The 19009-nt window shown below is 74.6% G+C and carries 13 protein-coding genes; 5 read left to right on the forward strand and 8 right to left on the reverse strand.

Going from position 1 to position 19009, the window contains the following annotated elements:
• Together J7W19_RS15130 and J7W19_RS15135 are read right to left on the reverse strand one after the other, a co-directional pair.
• Positions 1-1650, reverse strand: coding sequence for a N,N-dimethylformamidase beta subunit family domain-containing protein (locus tag J7W19_RS15130; RefSeq protein WP_411848858.1), 1650 nt, complete (start codon positions 1648-1650; stop codon positions 1-3).
• 491 nt (positions 1651-2141) lie between these two features.
• Positions 2142-3836, reverse strand: coding sequence for a hypothetical protein (locus J7W19_RS15135; RefSeq protein WP_051072650.1), 1695 nt, complete (start codon positions 3834-3836; stop codon positions 2142-2144).
• Positions 3837-4587: 751 nt separating this feature from the next.
• Here J7W19_RS15135 and J7W19_RS15140 point away from each other — a divergent pair.
• Complete coding sequence (locus J7W19_RS15140) at positions 4588-5802, forward strand: IS110 family RNA-guided transposase (protein ID WP_004956465.1); 1215 nt, start codon at positions 4588-4590, stop codon at positions 5800-5802.
• A gap of 210 nt (positions 5803-6012) precedes the next feature.
• Here the strand turns inward: J7W19_RS15140 and purD are convergent, their stop codons facing one another.
• A complete protein-coding gene (gene purD, locus J7W19_RS15145) occupies positions 6013-7251 on the reverse strand; it encodes a phosphoribosylamine--glycine ligase (protein WP_004945838.1) in 1239 nt (412 codons plus the stop codon).
• Positions 7252-7546: 295 nt separating this feature from the next.
• Between purD and J7W19_RS15150 the strand changes: the two genes are divergently transcribed.
• Positions 7547-8263: an SLATT domain-containing protein gene (locus J7W19_RS15150; RefSeq protein WP_004945835.1), complete on the forward strand. Its 717-nt coding sequence runs from the start codon at positions 7547-7549 to the stop codon at positions 8261-8263.
• A gap of 68 nt (positions 8264-8331) precedes the next feature.
• Here the strand turns inward: J7W19_RS15150 and J7W19_RS15155 are convergent, their stop codons facing one another.
• The 4 genes from J7W19_RS15155 to J7W19_RS15170 form a co-directional block, all read right to left on the reverse strand.
• On the reverse strand, positions 8332-8982 hold the full coding sequence (locus J7W19_RS15155) for a hypothetical protein (protein WP_004945830.1): 651 nt from the start codon (positions 8980-8982) through the stop codon (positions 8332-8334).
• A 213-nt stretch (positions 8983-9195) separates the two neighbouring features.
• Positions 9196-11667 (reverse strand): dolichyl-phosphate beta-glucosyltransferase, encoded by a 2472-nt coding sequence (locus J7W19_RS15160; protein ID WP_004945828.1) that lies wholly within the window; start codon positions 11665-11667, stop codon positions 9196-9198.
• Between the two features lie 160 nt (positions 11668-11827).
• Positions 11828-12499, reverse strand: coding sequence for a GntR family transcriptional regulator (locus J7W19_RS15165; RefSeq protein WP_004945825.1), 672 nt, complete (start codon positions 12497-12499; stop codon positions 11828-11830).
• Between the two features lie 121 nt (positions 12500-12620).
• The gene (locus J7W19_RS15170) at positions 12621-13976 is read right to left on the reverse strand and encodes an aspartate aminotransferase family protein (protein WP_004945823.1); all 1356 of its coding nucleotides are present in this window, start codon (positions 13974-13976) and stop codon (positions 12621-12623) included.
• Positions 13977-14442: 466 nt separating this feature from the next.
• Between J7W19_RS15170 and J7W19_RS15175 the strand changes: the two genes are divergently transcribed.
• Both J7W19_RS15175 and J7W19_RS15180 read left to right on the forward strand, forming a co-directional pair.
• The gene (locus J7W19_RS15175; protein WP_004945819.1) at positions 14443-14646 is read left to right on the forward strand and encodes a cold-shock protein; all 204 of its coding nucleotides are present in this window, start codon (positions 14443-14445) and stop codon (positions 14644-14646) included.
• 130 nt (positions 14647-14776) lie between these two features.
• Positions 14777-16588 carry a serine/threonine-protein kinase gene (locus J7W19_RS15180; protein ID WP_004945817.1) on the forward strand — a complete coding sequence of 604 codons (1812 nt, stop codon included), beginning with the start codon at positions 14777-14779 and terminating at the stop codon, positions 16586-16588.
• A gap of 60 nt (positions 16589-16648) precedes the next feature.
• Here the strand turns inward: J7W19_RS15180 and J7W19_RS15185 are convergent, their stop codons facing one another.
• On the reverse strand, positions 16649-17935 hold the full coding sequence (locus tag J7W19_RS15185) for an adenylosuccinate synthase (protein WP_004945813.1): 1287 nt from the start codon (positions 17933-17935) through the stop codon (positions 16649-16651).
• Positions 17936-18111: 176 nt separating this feature from the next.
• On the opposite strand from J7W19_RS15185, the gene J7W19_RS15190 reads away from it, so the two are divergent.
• Positions 18112-18951 (forward strand): hypothetical protein, encoded by an 840-nt coding sequence (locus J7W19_RS15190; RefSeq protein WP_004945812.1) that lies wholly within the window; start codon positions 18112-18114, stop codon positions 18949-18951.
• Positions 18952-19009: the final 58 nt, after the last annotated feature.

The following is a 19009-nucleotide window of genomic DNA, read 5'->3' on the forward strand; positions in this document are numbered from 1 at the left end:
TCAGGCCCGTTTGCAGATGTGGTCCAGGAGGTTGGCGGTGGCGCGCTGGACGCGTGGGTCGGCATGGCCGGGACGGTCCAGGGCCGGGGCCCAGCCGGCGGTGCCGGCGGCGAAGACCAGGGCGCCGCTGGGGGCCCGGTACAGCGAGGTCTCCTGGTGGCGGCGGACCCCGTCGGCGTCGCGGTACGGGGAGTGGGCGAGCAGGATGCGTTCGGTGTGCGGGGGGAGGGCGGTGCGCGGGTGGTAGCGGTCGGCGTCGCCCGCGACCAGGCCCGGCAGCTCGTCGCCCTCGGCGGCGCCGGTGCCCTCCCACAACCAGTGGTCGGTGTTGCGGACGACGAGGGGGGCCGGGCGGGGGACGCGGCCTGCGTGCTGGATGCCGAGCAGCTGCTGTTCGGGGGCGGTGTCGCGCCAGGGCGCGGCCCGGCCGCCGGAGCGCTGCCTGCGGCAGGTCAGCAGCCGGTCGGGACCGGCCGGCGAGGGGGCGGTCACAACCTGCCGGGCCAGGGCGCCGGCACCGAGGAAGACGAGCGAGGTGCCGGCGTCGCGGGCGGCCTCGACGGCGCGGCGCAGCGGCGCGGACCAGTACCGGTCCGGGCCGGGGAAGACCAGGCCGCGGTAGCGGGTGGGGTCGACGCGGCCGGCGTGCAGGTCGGTTGCGTGGGCGTAGCCGAGGTCGTAGCCGTAGCGCTCGGCCCAGCGGACGACGTCGTAGACGGGCCCGACGTCGGGCGGCAGGCCGGTGCCCGCGTACGGGCGGTCGGCGCTGACGGTGACGGCCGCGTCCGCCTCGCCGAGCAGCCGGCCGCGCTCGTCCCAGGCGTGCCGCAGGCCGGCGCCGGTGCGGCCGTCCTCGGGGTAGACGTTGTGCGCCTGCCAGGTGAGGTCGGGGAGGACGAGCAGCAGGTCGGCGGGGGTGCCGTCGCGAACGGTGAACGGGACGTGCGCCCGCTCCCCGTCGGCCGTGGCGAGGACGGCGACGTACGCGCCCGGCGGCCAGTGCGGCGGCACGTCCAGCCGCCAGGACAGCCACCAGTGGTGGCAGGCCACGGCCCGCCCGGCCACCAGCGGCGGCGGCTGCGTCAGCCCGTCCAGCGGCGGGCTGACGGCCATCCGCGCGGCACCGTGGCCCGCGTAGTGGCCGACCCGGTACACCTCGACGGTGAACGGGCGCGGCGGCTCCACGGAGACCCGGAAGGCCACGGACTCGCCGGGGGCGACGGCGGAGTCGGAGGTGAAGCCGCGGATGGGGCGGCGGACGTCGTCGGCGGTGGCGTACCAGGGGCGGGGGGCTGTTGGGGGGGCGGCCGTTGGGGGGGCCGGCGTCGTGGGGTCGGACGTTGTGGAACCGGTCGTCGTGGAGCCGGTTGTCGCGGGGTCGGCCGTCGTGGAGCCGGTTGTCGTGGGGACGGCCGTTGTCGAGCCAGCCGTTGTGGAGGCGGCCGCCGTTGGGGAACCGGCCGTCGTGGGGACGGCCGTCGTGGAGCCGGTTGTCGTGGGGACGGCCGTTGTCGAGCCAGCCGTTGCGGAGGCGGCCGCCGTTGGGGAACCGGCCGTCGTGGAGCCAGTCGTTGGGGAACCGGCCGTCGTGCAGCCGGCCAGCCAGGCGAGCGGGGGCTCGGGAAAGGGGTCGGCCGCGGCGCGGGCCAGGGCGGCGGACTCCCAGGCGCGGCCGGGGAGGCGGCTCGCGCCGGCCGGGCCGGACGCGGCCGGCTCGCGGGCGTCCGGAACGCGCGGGCGGCGCCGGGCGCGGGCGGGCGCGGCGGGCGCGGCGGGCGCGGGAAGCCGCGGGACCGGCCGGGCCTGCGGGGCCTGCGGGGCCTGCGAGGCCGCCTCGTCCGGCGGGACGCGGTCCGCGCCGAGTCGGCTGCCGCCCGGCGGCGAGGACGCCTCGGCGTCGGCCGGTCCGGCCGGGTGAGTCAATCCGGCCGGGTGAGCCGGGACAGGCGGGAGGGCCGGTCCGGCCGGAAGGGCCGGGTGGGGTTCCCGGGCGGTTCGGCCGGGGGTGGCGTCGGGGGCTCGGTTCCGGGCGGGCCCGCGGGTCTCGTCGGCCTCCTGTGCGGCCCGGCCCCGGCGGTCCTTCCGGTCGTCCGTGTCCGGGCCGTTCGCGCCCCCCTGGTCCACGCCGCTCCCCCGCGTCCTCAGCCCAGCCGTACGGGTTTCTCCGGGCGGACCCCGACCTCGCCCAGCCAGGCGCGGAGGGGTTCGCCGTCGCCGTCCTCGATCAGGGAGAGGACCGTGCGGGCCAGGTCGGCGCGGCGGGTGCCGCCGACGAGGAGGGCGGGGCCGTCGAGCCAGTCCAGGCCGGGGGTGGCGCCCGCGGTGTCGACGGCGGCGCAGCAGATCATCGCCGTCACGTGGTCGGTGAGCAGCTCGCGGCCGCTGCGCGGGGGCTGGAGCGGGAACAGCGGGGCGAGGCCGTCGAGGCCCGGTTCGCAGGTGGCCGGCGGGGTCTCGGGGCCGGCCCCGGCCTCACGGGCGAGTTCGGCGCTGAGCCGGTGGCCCAGCCGCTCCCCCACGCCCGGGCCCGCCGGGCCGGTGAGGCGGTCGAGGACACGGTCCACGGTGGGCGGGACCGGTGGAGCGGGCGGGACGGGTGGGGCGGTCCCGTCCTGGACGGGCGGCAGGGCGGGCGCGGTGCCGGGGACCGTCACGTCGTCGAGGACGTCCTCCAGGACGCGGTGCAGCCGGGCGGCCTCCACCCGCCATTTGCGGTCCACGACCTCCTCCGGGTACTGGCTCCAGCTCACCGGGGACCAGTCGGGGCCCGGCTCCGGCGGCCCGCCGTGGAACAGCCGGGCGGCCAGCAGGGAGGCGGCCTCGTCGATGACGCCCGGTTCCTCCAGGAGGTCGCAGGCGGGCCGTTCGCCGAGACGGGAGGCGAAGCCCTCCGCGAGCCGGTCCCGGCGGGACAGTTCGGTGAGCGCCGAGACGACGCCCGCGTCCAGCCGGGACGGCCAGCGGCCCATCCGCCAGGCGGGCAGGGCGACCCGGTTGAGCAGCCGGTCCCAGCCCGCGTAGGCCAGGCCGACCTGTTCCTGGGCGACGACCCGCAGCCCGTAGTCGACGGTCTGGGCGCGCTCGGACGCCGCCGCCGCGACGCCGCGTTCCATCTCGGCGGCGTGCTCGCGGCAGGAGCGCAGCAGGAGCCGGGCCGTCCAGCCCACGAAGGACAGCAGCGGGCGGCCCGCGGCGACCGCGACGGCCGCGTCGAGGCCGCGGACGAAGCGGCGGGCGGCCGCTATGTCCGGATGGGCGGCCGGGCCCGTGCCCGCCACCACCGGGGCCAGCAGGGCACGCAGCTCGGCGACCCGCATCCACCACAGGAACGGCGAGCCGATCACCAGGACCGGCGCGGCGGCCGTCCGGCGGCGCGGCAGCGGTCCGGGGCGGCCGGCCCCGGGGGCGGCGGCGCGGTGCGCCGGGTGGGTGCGGTCCTCCAGCCAGCTGTCGCAGTCCGGGGTGAGCGCTATGGCCGAGGGGGCCGGGACGTCCATCCGGTCCGCGAGGTCGCGCACCAGCCGGTAGAGGTCCGGGGCGGTCTCCTCGGGGATCGGCACGGTGGGGCTGAGCGCGGGCCGGGCCCGGGCCACCACGGCGGCGACGACGCCGGCGACGGCCAGCGCGGCGAGGGCCGCGACGACGACGGCCGGACGGGCCGCGTCCCCGACGCTGCCGTCCGGGATCCGGCCCATGACGGTGCCGGCCAGCAGCACCACCGCGGCCGCCGCGGGCAGCAGGGCGACGGCGAGCGCGGTGCTGCGGACGCGCAGGACCGCCAGGGCCCTGAGGCGCGCGGTGTGCGCGCCGGCTTCCGTATCTGCCACGAGACCGATCACCCCCAGTCGCCTGTAGTGCTCCGGCCGCCAGTTACCACCCCCCACTGTGGCACCGGCCTCTGACATCGCAATGCCGGTGGGCCAGTTGCCGGACGTCGCGGCGGGCGGCCTGCGCGGCACCCTAGTGGGGCGTGGGGCGTTCGTCAGCCGGTTGGCGGATCGGTCACTCGATGGAATGGCTTTGCCCAAGGGTTGGGGGCGGATGGGGGCGCCTGCGGCGGGCGGTGCCCCGGTCCCGCCCTTTCACCGTTTCTTGCGGGGGCTCCGCCCCCGCACCCCCGAAACCGCGCTCCGCGCGGTTGTCCTCAAACGCCGGACGGGCTGATTTCCGCGCCCGGGCGCGCTATCCAGCCCGTTGGGGGTGCCCCCTCTGGGGGAGTTTGAGGACGAGCGGCGGAGCCGCGAAAGCGGGGTCTGGGGCGCAGCCCCAGGAAGCGGCGAAGGGGCGGGACCGGGGCACCGCCCGCCGCAGGCGCCCCGTTACCTTTTCCGTGGCCCCGCAACGGGGCGCCTGGCCCCCGGGCTCGGTATGGCTGTGTGCCCCCTGTCGAAGTACATGACCTGGGGGGTGTTGCCGCCGGGCTTCGGGGCACCGCTTGACCGCTGATGAGGGGCCTGACGACCACTCTGGTTCGGCGCAATGCCGGACCGCTTCACGGGTGGCATGTCTGCGTAACGTGGTTGCCGGCGTGTGGTGCCGCAGGGACGGCCGGGAGTTGGGGAGACGAGTGGCGAGGGGCACGCGCACATGGTCGACACGACCGCGACAGATCTCTTCCTCGGCCTGGACCTGGGCAAGGAGTTCCACCACGCCCACGGCCGGACCGGGGACGGCAGGACCGTGCACGACAAGCGGCTGCCCAACACCGAGCCGAAACTGCTGGAGCTGTTCACCAAGCTGGTGGCGAAGTTCGGTACCGTCCTGGTGATCGTGGACCAGGTCGCCAACATCGGCGCGCTGCCGCTGACGGTGGCCCGCGCGAGCGGGTGCCGGGTGGCCTACCTGCCGGGACTGTCGATGCGGCGGGCCGCCGACCTGCATCCCGGTGAGGCCAAGACAGACGCCCGCGACGCGTTCGTGATCGCCGAGACCGCCCGGACCATGCCGCACACCTTGCGCGCGGTGGACCGTGACGACGAGGTACTGGCCGAGCTGACCATGCTCACCGGCTACGACAACGACCTGGCCGGCGAGGTGAACCGCACCACCAACCGGCTGCGCGGCCTGCTCTCCCAGATCCACCCCTCCCTGGAACGCGTGCTCGGCCCGCGCCTGGCCTACCCCTACGTCCAAGCCCTCCTGGCCCGGCACGGCTCCCCGGCGAAGCTGAAGAGACTCGGCCGGGCCCGCTGCGAGGCCCTGCTCAAAGCGCACGGCTCGCGCAAGGCGAAGCAGCTGGCCGGGGAGATCTCCGACGCGCTGGCCGAGCAGACTCTCGTCGTTCCCGGCACCGAGGCGTCCGCGCTGATCGTTCCGGGCCTGGCCGCTCAGCTCGCCGCCGCCCACACCCAGCGACAGGCCACCGAGCAGGAGATCGCCGCCCTGCTGGAGGCCCTCCCTCTTTTCCACCTCCTGACGTCCCTGCCCGGCATGGGCGTCAGGACCACCGCCGCGGTGATCGTCGCGATCGGTGACGGCACCGGCTTCCCCACCGCCGGACACCTCGCCTCCTACGCCGGACTCGCCCCCGCAACGAAGTCCTCGGGCACCTCCATCCGCGGCGAGCACGCTCCCCACCGCGGCAACCGGCTCCTCAAACGCGCCCTGTTCCAGGCCGCGTTCGCCGCGACCGGCTGCAAGAGCGACCCGTCCTCGCGGATCTACTACGACCGCCAGCGAACCCGCGGCAAGACTCACACCCAGGCGATCCTCCGCCTGGCCCGGCAACGCGTGAACGTCATCCACGCGATGATCCGCAACGGCACCCTCTACGAACCCCGCGCCCTCGACCTCGCTGCCTGACACCCACCCCACCCCCTGCCTCTTCCAGCCCGCTCCATCCCGTCACCGGCACGGCCACCCCCGCCACGCCGGCCACCGCCCTGCCCGCACCGCACCCGAGCCGCCGGGAACATCCCGCTTCGCGGGACGTTCCCGAAAACCAGCACGAACCCCTACGAACCAGCCCCGCCAGGGTTGACGAAACAGATAGGGGCACCCCCCCCCGCCCCGCTACTTGCCCGCCGCGATGTCCGTCCGATACTGCGCCCCGCGCATCCGCACCCGCGCCACCGCCTCGTAAGCCCGCTCCCGCGCCGCGGGAATGCCGGCCCCCGTGGCCGTCACGGAAAGCACCCGCCCCCCGGCGCTGACCACAGCGCCCGAAGCGTCGCGCGACGTCCCCGCGTGCAGCACGTACGCGCCGTCCACGGCGTCCGCCTCGTCCAGGCCCTCGATGGCGTCGCCCGTCCGCGGCGTCCCGGGGTAGTTGTGGGACGCGACGACGACGGTCACCGCAGCGTCGTCCGCCCAGCGCAGGGGCGGGAACGACGCGAGCGCGCCGGTCGCGGCCGCGTGCAGCAGCCCCGACAGGGGCGTCTTCAGGCGCGCGAGCACGACCTGCGTCTCCGGGTCGCCGAAGCGCGCGTTGAACTCGATCACCCGCACCCCGCGCGAGGTGATCGCCAGCCCGGCGTAGAGCAGGCCGGAGAACGGCGTGCCCCGCCGCCGCAGCTCGTCCACCGTCGGCTGGAGCACGGTCCGCAGGACCTCGTCCACCAGGCCGGGGTCGGCCCAGGGCAGCGGTGAGTAGGCGCCCATGCCGCCGGTGTTCGGTCCCTGGTCGCCGTCGAGGGCGCGCTTGAAGTCCTGCGCGGGCTGGAGCGGGACGACCGTCTCGCCGTCGGTGACGGCGAACAGCGACACCTCCGGCCCGTCCAGGAACTCCTCGATCACCACCTGGTCGCAGGCGAGCGCGTGGGCGCGGGCCACGTCCACGTCGGGGGTGACGACGACGCCCTTGCCGGCCGCCAGACCGTCGTCCTTGACGACGTAGGGGGCACCGAAGGCGTCGAGCGCGGCGTCGATCTCGGCGGGGGTGGAACAGACGTAGCTGCGGGCGGTGGGCACGTTCGCCGAGGCCATCACGGACTTGGCGAACGCCTTGGAGCCCTCCAGCCGCGCCGCCTCGGCGGACGGCCCGAAGGCGGGGATGCCGCGCGCGCGGACGGCGTCGGCGACCCCGGCGACCAGCGGGGCCTCCGGGCCGACGACGACGAGGTCGGCTTCGAGGGCGGCGGCGAGTTCCGCCACCGCCGCGCCGTCGAGGGCGTCGACCGGGTGCACCTGGGCGGTCTCGGCGATGCCGGCGTTGCCGGGAGCGCAGTGCAGAGCGGTGACGTCGGGGTCGAGGGACAGGGAGCGGCACAGGGCGTGTTCGCGGGCGCCGCCGCCGATGACGAGGACCTTCACGGGTGTCACCCTATTGCCTTCCGGAACGATCAATGCCGTGCGTCCCGGCTCCCCCATCTCTCCCGTCAGACCTCGTCAGAACGTTTCGCCGCACCCGCCCCGTCACGTCCACACAGGCCACCCACTCTTTCGGGTGAGGGGGATATCGCCCCCTATACCCGATTCCCTGGCACTTACGGGCGGCAAAGGAGCGATCCGGTGCACAAGGCCAACCGTTCGGCGGTAGGAAAGAGGCGGTGACAGGGGTACGGAGCAGCAGCGGTGAAGAGGGAGTGCAGGGGTGAGCCAGCCTGAGATGCAGCCCGAGGGGCTCCCCAAGGAGCAGGACGGGAGGCACCGGGGAGATCTGCGCGGCCGGACCTTCCCGCTCGGCGACTGGGGGGAGCCCGCTCAGCGGCTGGACGAGCTGTACCGGTGGGTGGAGAGCGGCGCACTCCTCCTCGCCGACTGGTATCTCGCCGACCGCGCCTGGAAACGCCGTTGGGCCCGCATCCTGCGGGTCGCCGCCGCGGTCTTCGCCGTCGTCGGCGCGGCGCTGCCGCTGCTGGAGCTGACGAAGGCCATCCGCACCGGCTCCACTTGGGCGTTCCTCGCCCTGCTCGGCACCGTCGCGTGCGTCGCCTGCGACCGCTACTTCGGTCTGACGACGGGCTGGATGCGCGCGGTGGCCACGGCGCAGGCCGTGCAACGGCGGCTGGAGGCGCTGCAGTTCGACTGGGCGTCGGAGTGCGTGCGCGAGGTGCTGGGGCCGACCGAGGGCACGGCGAGCGAGGCGGCCGAGCGCTGCCTGACGGTGCTGCGCCGCTTCTCCGAGGACGTCTCGGAGCTGGTCCGCGCCGAAACCGCCGACTGGATGGTGGAGTTCCGGGCCGGGCCCGCGCCCCTGCTGACGCAGTCGCTGGTCGCCTGGGGGCCGCGCGGGGAGAACGGCGGGCCCGTCGGCCGGTTCCCGCTGCCGCCCGGCTCCCGGCCGAACATGCCCCGGCAGCGCCCGCCGGAGTCACCCCGCTGAGGACGGAACGAGCCCGGCCCGGTACGACTCGTACCGGGCCGGGCCGTTGTCGCGGGCGACCGCGCCCGTCAGCTGAACACGATCATCGAGCCCTGCCCCAGGCTGCGCGTGACCGCCGCGTGCAGCCCCAGCCAGACGTATCGTTCCCGCGCGAACGGGCTGTCGTCCGCCGGACCCGGGGCGGCCCGTTCGTCCAGGGTCGTGGGCTGCCGGGGTGCGGCCGGCGCGGGCGGCGGGTTGTCGGGGTCGATCCCCAGCACCGGGGCGACGCTGAGGAGTTCACGCAGCAGACCATGGCTGGATCCCAACGGTCCGCCGCCCTCCAGCAGTTCGTCGCTCGTCAGCGGGTGCGCGAAGTCGACGGGCACGTAGGCGCCGGCGTGGTCGTAGTGCCACACCAGGTGCGACTGCTGGGCCGTGGTCTCGAACATCTCCAGCAACTGCTCGTAGTCGCCGCCCAGTTCGTCGACCGGCGTGACGGTGAGCCCGCACAGGTTCAGCAGGTGGGCGCGGCGCAGGAAATGGAGCGCGTCGTAGTCGAAGCCCGCGACCGGGGCCACGTCCCCGGACAGGCCCGGCATGTAGCCGAAGACGGGGACGGGGGGCAGCCCGGCCGCGCCGAGGGCCCGGTCGTAGACGGCGATCTCTTCGGCGAAGGGGTTGTCGGGGCTGTGGCACAGCACGTCGACGAGGGGGACAAGCCAGAGGTCACATGCCACGTGAGCTCACTCTCTGTTCGCCTTCAGTGCGATGGTCGGGCCAGGGTAGTGCCGCCGAGCTGGTTGTCACACAGGGGCGACGGACATGGAGGAGCGGATTCCGTCCGGATCCGGGCACGTTCGGATCCCCGCCCCAGGGCGCGCCCGGATCCCCCTGGGGCGCGCCCGGATCGCCCACCAAGGCGCGCCCCGCTTCCCGTTGGACACCGGGGTTCACACCCCGTCCCGCACGTCCCACACCCAGACGCCGCCCACCCGCTCCGGCGCCCGCCCGATCAGCCGTTGCAGGGTCTCCCGCAGCGGGGTGCCCTGGTCCTGCGGCGGCAGGACGACGGCGTCCGCCCGCCAGGTGGCCAGGTCCCGGCCGAAGGCGCGCCGCGTCCGGTCGTCGACGTCCGCCGTCCGGCCGGTCTCGCGGACCTTCTTCAGGAACTCGGACGTGACCGTCGGCACCGGTCCGTAGATGCCGCGCCGGTCCGGTCCGTAGGGCCCGTTGAAGTAACCGCCGGGCAGGGCGAAGCCGAAGTCCGCCCGTGCCTGCCAGTCCAGCGCCGCGACCTGCCCCGGGTCGGGCACGGGTACGGGCACCAGGGTCCGGCCCGGCCGGACGTAGTCCCGCCAGTGCCCGGCCGCGACGAACTCCGGCACCGGCGCGCGCTCCACGGTCCGGTACGGCGTCGGCAGCAGCGGCACCAGCGCGGCGGCCAGCGCGGCCCAGGCCAGCAGCCGGCGGCTTCGCTCCCGCTCGTCGCGCGGCTGGCGGGCCGCCGCCCGGTCGCAGGCGAGGGCGAGCAGGATGCCGAGGGCCGGGACGCAGACCATGGCCGTACGGGACTCGATGACGGACTCGAACAGCGGCAGCTCGCCCACCACCCGCCACGGCCCGGGCAGCGTGTGGACCGTGCCCGGCAGCGCGATGTCCCGCCCGAGCGACAGCACGGCGGCGGCCAGGGCGGTGAACCCCAGGGCGCGCACCAGCGGACGGCGCCACATGCGGACGACGAGGACGGTCGCGAGCAGCACCAGCGGCCAGCCGAAGAAGGCGTTCTCCTCGGTCCGGTTGAGGGACAGGGCCGCCGCCTTGTGCTCGTCCCCGGCCAGCGACCGGGTCGCGAACTCCAGCAGCGCCATCGGGTTGTTGCCGACCGATCCGTGCAGCACGCTGTGGTAGCTCTGCGCCCCGAAGAACTGCCGGTACAGCGGCACGGCCAGCAGCGGCACCGCCACCGCCGCCGCCACGCCCAGCCCGCGCAGCAGCGGCCCGGCGGCCGCCCGCGCCGCCGTGGGCGCGGCGACGGCGTACCCGAAGGCGAACAGGAGCAGCCCGGTCGCGGCCAGCAGCAGCACCTCCTCGCCGAGGAAGACCTGGTAGACGAGGAGCAGGCCGAGGATCACACCGTCGCGCCGGACCCGCCGCCCCTCGCAGAGCCGCAGCGCCCGCTCGATGATCAGCGGGATGACGAACAGCACGGCGAAGTTGGGGTGCGCGGTGCCGTGCGAGACCATCGGCGGCGCGAAGGCGCAGAACCCGCCGCCCAGCGCCGCCGCCCACCGCGCGCGCACGAAGCGTTTCGCCAGCAGCCGGTACCAGGCCCAGGCCGTGGCGGCCACTCCGCCGGTGAGCACCACCGCCCAGGTGACGTGCGGGCCCAGGGCCAGCGTCAGGGGTGCGAGGGGGACGGAGACGCCCAGCATGGCCGTGTTGGCCATGAGGTTGACGCCGTAGGGGTGGTTCTGGAGGTCGGTGAAGAGGGGGTCGCGCAGGTGGGCGACGTTGTCCGCGGTGACCGCGAAGAACCACTCCCACTGCTGCTGGTCGGAGGCGGAGTCGACGAGGTAGGCGGAGTCCGGTGCGGCCCACAGCCCGCCGTACAGGAAGAGGGCGAGCAGCAGGTAGAGGCCGGCGATGGCGAGGCCGGCCGGGTGGACCGCCCGCATCCGCAGCCGGACCAGGTCGCCGAGGACGGCGGCGTACGCCGGTGCGCGCACCTTGGAGCCGGGCCGGTGGTCCCAGCGGACGGGCACCTCGGCGACCGCCCAGCCGCGCTGCCGGAAGTAGCGCAGGATCTCGACGTCGAACGCCCAGCCGTTCAGCCGGGACGCGGCGAACGCGATCCGCGCCCGCTCGCCCTCGAAGAGCTTGAACCCGCACTGGGTGTCCCGCACCCCGGGCGCGGCCAGGGCCCGTATCACCCCGGCGCCCGCCCGGCCCATGGCCTCGCGCAGGGCGTGCTGGCGGATGCCTATGCGCGATCCCGGCAGCGCCCGGGAGCCGACGGCCGCGGCGGCACCCTCGTCCAACCGGGCGGTGAGGAGCGGGAGTTCCGCGATGGGGGCGGCCAGGTCGGCGTCGGTGACCAGGACCCGCCGGCCGCGCGAGGCCAGGACGCCGGTGCGGACGGCGTGCCCCTTCCCGCGGTTGGCGGGCGAGCCGAGCAGCCGGACCCGGGGGTCCTCGGCGGCGGCGGCCCGGACCACGTCGGCCGTGCCGTCGGTCGACCCGTCGTCGACGACGATCAGTTCCCAGGTCTCCGGACCCTCCGCGTCGAGGTGGGCGCGGATCGCCTTGAGGCTGGGGGCGAGGCGGTCCTCCTCGTTGTAGGCCGGGACGACCACGGACAGGCCGACGGAGCCGGCCGCGGGAGGTCCGTCGGCGGGCGGCGGCGGAGGGGTGTGGGACGTCATGCTTTCCAGACGTGTCGAGGTGATCGTTGGGTTGCACACTTAGATGCGAACGCTCTGAAAAAGTGACCGAAAATACTCGCCGTACCGGGCGCTTCGACCGGAGGTGTCCGAATTTCGCCCCTCCGTCGGCCGCCCGGGTCCCGCACCCCGTCCGCGCCCCTCACCCGGTCAGCGATCTGATCAGCGTCAGCGCGTGCGTGTTGTACCCGGTGATGATCCGCTGCACGGCCCGGCCCTCCCGCCGCGCCAGCGCCTCCACCATCTCGACGTGCCCGCACCACAGCCGTCCGCGCAGATCGCCGACCCGGCGCAGCAGCGGCACCATGAAGACCCAGCACTGCACCCGCACCCGGTCCAGGAAGTCGGAGATGTAGGGGTTGCCGACGAGGGCCGCGAACTCCCGCCAGAAGCGCAGGTCGTAGCCGATGAGAATGTCCAGGTCCCCGGCGTTCGCGGCCCGGGCCGCCTCCTCCGCGCGCCGCCGGACGGAGGCCAGCACGGCCGGGGTGGCGGCGCCCAGGGCCTGCTCGGTGGCGTGCCGGAACATCCCCTCCAGCATCATCGTGCGCGCCTCGACCATGGCCAGGAAGTCCGCGTACGAGAACTCCCGCACCCGGTAGCCCTTGTGCAGCTCGACGTGGAGCAGGCCCTGGGAGCACAGGTCGAGCAGCGCCTCGCGGACGGGGGTGGCCGAGACCCCGTAGCTCTCGGCTATCTCCTTGACGGTGAATTGCCGTCCCGCCGGGAGCCGGCCCGCGATGACCTCCTCGCGCAGGGCGTCGGCGATCTGTGAGCGCAGCGTCGTGCGCTTGACAGCGTCGCTGCCGGGCATGGTGTCCGTCTCCCCTTCCGTGACCGCGCGCCGGCGCGCGAACGGCCCTCGCAACAAGATAGGCGAGGGCCGCCGGGGAGCGTACCGGCCCGTCCGTCCGCGGAAGGGACGCGGGCGCCCGTCAGCCGGTGTACGCGTCGGCCACGGTGAGCGCCTCGTCCAGCAGGGCGAGGCCGTCCTTGGCCTCCGTCTCGGTGACGGTGCACGGCGGGACGGCGTGCGTCCGGTTCATGTTGACGAACGGCCACAGCCCCGCCGCGCGGCAGGCGGCGGTGAAGGCGGCCATCGGGGCGTTGTCCTCCCCGGAGGCGTTGTACGGCACCAGGGGCTCCCGGGTGGCGCGGTCGCGGACCAGCTCCAGCGCCCAGAAGACGCCGGTGCCGCGCACCTCGCCCACCGACGGGTGGCGCTCGGCGAGTTCCCGCAGCCCGGGGCCGAGGACCTCCTCGCCGATGCGGGCGGCGTTCTCGACGATGCCCTCCTCGGCCATCGCCTCGATCGTCGCCACGGCGGCGGCGCAGGCCAGCGGGTGCCCGGAGTAGGTCAGGCCGCCGGGGTAGGGGCGCCGGTCGAAGGTCGCGGCGATCTCGGCGGAGATCGCGACGCCGCCGAGCGGGACGTAACCGGAGTTGACGCCCTTGGCGAAGGTCAGCAGGTCCGGGACGACGTCCCAGTGGTCGGCGGCGAACCAGCGGCCGGTGCGGCCGAAGCCGGCCATCACCTCGTCCAGGATCAGGACGACGCCGTACTTGTCGCACAGCTTCCGCACTCCGGGCAGGTAGCCGGGCGGCGGCACCATGATCCCCGCCGTGCCGGGCACGGTCTCCAGGACGATCGCCGCGACGGTTTGCGGCCCCTCGAAGACCAGCACGTCCTCCAGGTGCCGCAGGGCCCGCTCGCACTCCTGCTCCTCGGTCTCCGCGTGGAACGGGGAGCGGTAGAGGAAGGGGGCCCAGAAGTGCACGACGCCGGCGGAGGCGGTGTCGGACGGCCAGCGGCGCGGGTCGCCGGTGAGGTTGATCGCGGCGGCGGTCGCGCCGTGGTACGAGCGGTAGGCGCTGAACACCTTGGTCCGCCCGGTGTGCAGCCGGGCCATCCGGACGGCGTTCTCGACGGCCTCCGCGCCGCCGTTGGTGAAGAAGACCTTGTCGAGGTCGCCGGGCGTCCGCTCGGCGATCAGCCGGGCTGCCTCCCCGCGGACGTCGACGGCGAAGCCGGGCGCGATCGTGCACAGCCGCGCGGCCTGTTCCCGGACGGCCGCGACGACCTTGGGGTGCTGGTGGCCGATGTTGGTGTTGACGAGCTGGGAGGAGAAGTCGAGATAGCGGTTGCCGTCGTGGTCCCAGAAGTACGAGCCCTCGGCGCCCGCGACGGCGAGCGGGTCGATGAGGGCCTGGGCGGACCAGGAGTGGAAGACGTGGGCGCGGTCGGTGGCCTTGACGGCGGCACCTCGGGACGGATCGGGCTGCGTGCTCACGGGCGGCGACCTCGGCGGTTCGGCGGGTTCGACGGTTCGGCGGGTTCGACGGGTTCTCCGTCGGGAGTCCCATGCGGTACCGGCCATGGGGCTGTCCTGCGCTGACGCGGGCCCAGCGTACGGTCCCGGCGTGCGCGGAGGCACCGGCACACTGTCCGGAACCCGGCCCGCGCGCCGACACAGTGCCGGACCCGCGCGGCCCCTCGCGAGCCCGCCGCACCCCCCGCGAATCACCGCGCCGGAAATCCCGATTCGCCTCGGTTTCGCATGCTACGTTCGTCGCGAGTTGCAGTGGTGGTACCCATACGACATGTGCGCCCGACGGTCTGTGACCTCGGGCGCACTTCTCTTTCCGGACCCCGGTCCCCCCGGTCCTCCGGAACCCCCTCCCAGCCCCCGTCCCCCCGGAATTCCGCGCCGTGCGGAATTCCAGCGCACCCGCCTATCGAGCTATCGAGGAGTCACCTTGGCTACCGGCATCGTGAAATGGTTCAACTCGGAGAAGGGCTTCGGCTTCATCCAGCAGGACGGCGGCGGCGCCGACGTCTTCGCGCACTACTCCAACATCGCGACCACCGGCTTCCGGGAACTGACGGAGGGCCAGAAGGTCACCTTCGACATCACCCAGGGCCACAAGGGCCCGCAGGCGGAGAACATCATCCCCGCCTGAACCGGCCGCACCGCCGAAGAGGGCCGGAGCCCCCGCACTTTCCCCCGCGGGGCTCCGGCCCTCTTGCCGTGCGGCTATCCTCCGGCTCTGGAACAACGGGGGAAATACGGGGGGAAGGAGTGCTGACGGCATGGATGCCCTGTCGCCCGAAGACCCACGCACACTCGGCGCCTACCGGCTGCTCCGCCGGCTCGGCGCGGGCGGCATGGGCCGGGTCTATCTGGCCCGCTCGGACCGCGGCCGCACGGTCGCGGTCAAGCTCGTGCAGCCGGAGCTGGCCGGCCGGGAGGAGTTCCGCGACCGCTTCCGGCGCGAGGTCCGGGCGGCCCGCCGGGTGGGCGGGGAGTGGACCGCCCCCGTCCTGGACGCCGACACCGAGGCGGCGGTGCCCTGGGTCGCCACCGGCTACATCGCCGGGCCCTCCCTGCGGCAGGTGGTCGGACGCGACTTCGGGCCGCTGCCCGAGCGTTCCGTCCGGATCCTCGCGGCGGGGCTGGCCCGCGCCCTCCAGGCCGTCCACGCCGCGGGCATCGTCCACCGCGACCTCAAGCCGTCCAACGTCCTGATCACGCTCGACGGGCCGCGCGTCATCGACTTCGGCATCGCGCGCGCCCTGGAGACCGTCACCGACGGGGACGGCCTCACCCGCACCGGTGCCGCCGTGGGCTCCCCCGGCTTCATGTCGCCCGAGCAGGTGCGCGGCCGGGAGGTGACGCCGGCCAGCGACGTGTTCTGCATGGGCTCGGTGCTCGCCTACGCGGCGACCGGCCGGATGCCCTTCGGGACGTCCGACAGCGGTGTGCACGCCCTGATGTTCCGGGTCGCGGAGGAGGAGCCGGACCTCGCCGGCGTCCCCGAGCCGCTGCTGCCGCTGATCACCGACTGCCTGGCCAAGGACCCCGCCGCCCGGCCCACCACCGAGCAGGTGCTGGAGCGCACCGGCGCCCGCGAGGAGCTGGCCGACCTGCGGTCCGCCGAGCCCTGGCTGCCCGCCGGGCTCGTCGCCCAGCTCGGCCGGCACGCGGTGGGGCTGCTCGACGCCGAGGACCCGGTCGAGGCCGGCTCGCCGCCGGGGCCCATACCCGCTGCCGGGATACCCGCCGCCGGAACGCCCTCTGCCGGGACACCCGCGTCCGAACGGCCCACGGACGTCGTCCCCCTCACCCCCGGAACGCCGCCGCCGACGGCCCCCTATCCGCCGGTGGACCCCGCGACCACGACGGCCGCCACCACGTCCGTGGGACCCCCCGCCGGCCACCACGGCGTCCATCCCCCGCCACCCGGCTACGGGTACCCGCAGCACCCCGGCCCGTACGGCCCTCCACCCGCCGCGTACCAGCCGGCCCCGGCGCCGCCGTCCCGGTCCCGCAAGCCACTGGCCCTCGTCGCCATCGCGGCGGCCGGGCTGCTGGCGGGCGCCGGGACGGTGTACGTGGTGAAGCACCAGTCCGGGGACCAGGCGTCCCCCGCCCCGACCGCGGCCCCGCGGAGCGGTGGCAGCGCCAAGCCCGGCCCGCCCACCGGCGGCAGCACTCCGCCGACCCCCTCCACCGGCCCGACCGCGACGCCGACGGCCACCGGCGTGGAGCGGTACAAGGGCACCTGGCAGTCGGAGTTCGGCACCGCCGGGCACCGCAGCAAGCGCGTCCTCTCCGTCCGGCCGGGCGTCTCGGGCGCCCTGGTCGAGATCACCGGCGACGGCACCCTGGACGACGGCACGAGCTACCGCTGCGTCTGGGAGGCGTCCGTGACCGGCGGCGCCAACGCCACCGCCCCCGGCCCGCTGGTCCTCGGCCCGTCCACCGTCACCAGCGCCCAGCCCGCCTCCGCCTGCCAGCCGGGCTCCGCCTCGGAGCTGGTCCTGCTGCCGGACGGCAGGATGCGCCGCGACTTCGTCGACTCGGGGACGAAGGACGCCTCGCTGGTCTACTCCAAGCAGTGAGAAAAACGGGGAGCGCCCCGGCGGCCGTGACGGCCGCCGGGGCGCTCCCCGTACCGGTTCCTACGAGAGGAACGAGTTGATCTCGATCGTCTCGGTGCGGCCCGGGCCGACGCCGATGGCGGAGATCGGGGCGCCGGACATCTCCTCCAGCGCCTTGACGTACGCCTGGGCGTTCTTCGGCAGGTCGGAGAAGGTCTTGGCCTTGCTGATGTCCTCGGACCAGCCCGGCAGCATCTCGTAGACCGGCTTCGCGTGGTGGAAGTCGGTCTGGCTGTAGGGCAGCTCCTCGACGCGCTTGCCGTCGATCTCGTACGCGACGCAGACGGGGATCTGCTCCCAGCCGGTGAGCACGTCGAGCTTGGTGAGGAAGAAGTCCGTGAGGCCGTTGACGCGGGTCGCGTAGCGGGCGATCACCGCGTCGAACCAGCCGCAACGGCGGTCGCGGCCGGTGGTGACACCGCGCTCGCCGCCGATGGTGCGGAGCTTCTCGCCGTCCTCGTCGAACAGCTCGGTCGGGAACGGACCGGCGCCCACGCGGGTGGTGTACGCCTTGAGGATGCCGATCACCCGGTTGATCTTCGTGGGGCCGACGCCCGCACCCGTGCAGGCGCCGCCCGCGGTCGGGTTCGAGGAGGTCACGAAGGGGTACGTGCCGTGGTCGACGTCCAGCAGGGTGCCCTGGCCGCCCTCGAAGAGGACGACCTTGCCCTCGTCGATGGCGTTGTTCAGGATCAGCGTGGTGTCGGCGACGAACGGCTTGATCTGCTCGGCGTAGCCCAGCAGCTCCTCGACGATCTTGTTGGCGTCGATGGCGCGGCGGTTGTAGAGCTTCGCGAGGATCTGGTTCTTGAAGTCGAGGGCCGCCTCGACCTTCTGGGTCAGGATCGACTCGTCGTAGAGGTCCTGGACCCGGATGCCCACGCGGTTGATCTTGTCGGCGTAGGTCGGGCCGATGCCGCGGCCGGTGGTGCCGATCTTCCGCTTCCCGAGGAAGCGTTCCGTCACCTTGTCGACCGTGGTGTGATACGGCGTGATCAGGTGCGCGTTACCGCTGACCAGGAGCTTCGACGTGTCGACGCCGCGCTCGTTCAGTCCGCTCAGCTCGGAGAGCAGGACCGCCGGGTCGACGACGACGCCGTTGCCGATGACCGGGGTGCACCCCGGCGAGAGGATCCCGGAAGGGAGGAGGTGCAGCGCGTATTTCTGGTCACCGACGACCACCGTGTGACCGGCGTTGTTGCCGCCTTGGTAACGCACCACATAGTCCACGGAGCCACCGAGCAGGTCGGTGGCCTTTCCCTTGCCCTCGTCACCCCACTGAGCACCGAGCAGCACAAGTGCGGGCACAGGCGTACACCCCTTCCGGGCGGGGCATGTCCAACGTGCGACGGGTGGCGTGGGCCCGTGTTTCAGGGCGTCCACCACCGCGAGAGCCGTCGAACCGGTGCCCCGGATAGACGAAGCCCCTGGCGCAACAGCGACAGGGGCTCTTGCACCGAGAGGTTACCTGAGGAAGGACGAACGTGTCGGCTGCAGACCCGACTGGACAGCAGCTGCTGATCGTCGTCGACCCGGTCGCGCGGCGCGTGGACGGTGAATCCGTGCGGATCGCCAAGGACGTGCTGACCGCCGGGTCGATGGCCAGAATCTGCCTCCCGGACGGCCCCGGCGAGGTCGCGCGGGCGGTCGCCCGGCGCGGCCGGCGGCGGACGGTCGTCGTCGGCGACGACCGCGCCTTACTGCGGATCGTCGGGCTTCTGCACCGCCGGCGGGAACTGGCCGACACGCCCCTCGCCTGGGTGCCCGTCGGCCCGCTGCCCGCGCTGTCGGTCGCCCGCGCGCTGGGCGTGCCCCCGGGCGCCGTGGCGGCGGCCCGGGCGGTGCTGGACGGCGTCGAACGGCGGCTGGGCCTGCTGGCCGACGAGGACGACGGCGTGGTGCTCGGCGGGCTCTGGGCGCCCGCGGAACGGCCGCGGACCCGGACCGGCTACCCGGCGACGGCCCGCCCGGCGGCCCGCCCGTGGTGGTCCCCCGCCGCGCGGACGGCCCGCACGGCCCTGGCCCTGCTCTCCCGTCCGGCGGCCCGGCCCGGCACGGGGACGCGGTTGCGGGTGGAGGCGGACGGGGTGCTGCTCGCGGACGAGGACCGGCCGGTGGAGCGGGTCGCCGTCACGGCGGCCGGCGGCCTGGCGGACGTCTCCGTCCACTCCCAAGGCGATCCCCCTCTCCGCTGCCGCGCCCGGACGGTCACGCTCTCGGGTCCGGACTTCCGCTACCGCGCGGACGGGCGGCTGCGGGGGCCGGTGGGGGAGCGGACGTGGACGGCGCTGGGGGAGGCGTGGCGGCTGACGCTGCCGGGGTGAGGGGCCCCTGTCCCGCCCTTTCACCGTTTCCTGGGGGCTGCGCCCCCAGATCCCGCTT

It is taken from the genome of Streptomyces mobaraensis NBRC 13819 = DSM 40847, from assembly GCF_017916255.1.
GTDB lineage: Bacteria > Actinomycetota > Actinomycetes > Streptomycetales > Streptomycetaceae > Streptomyces > Streptomyces mobaraensis.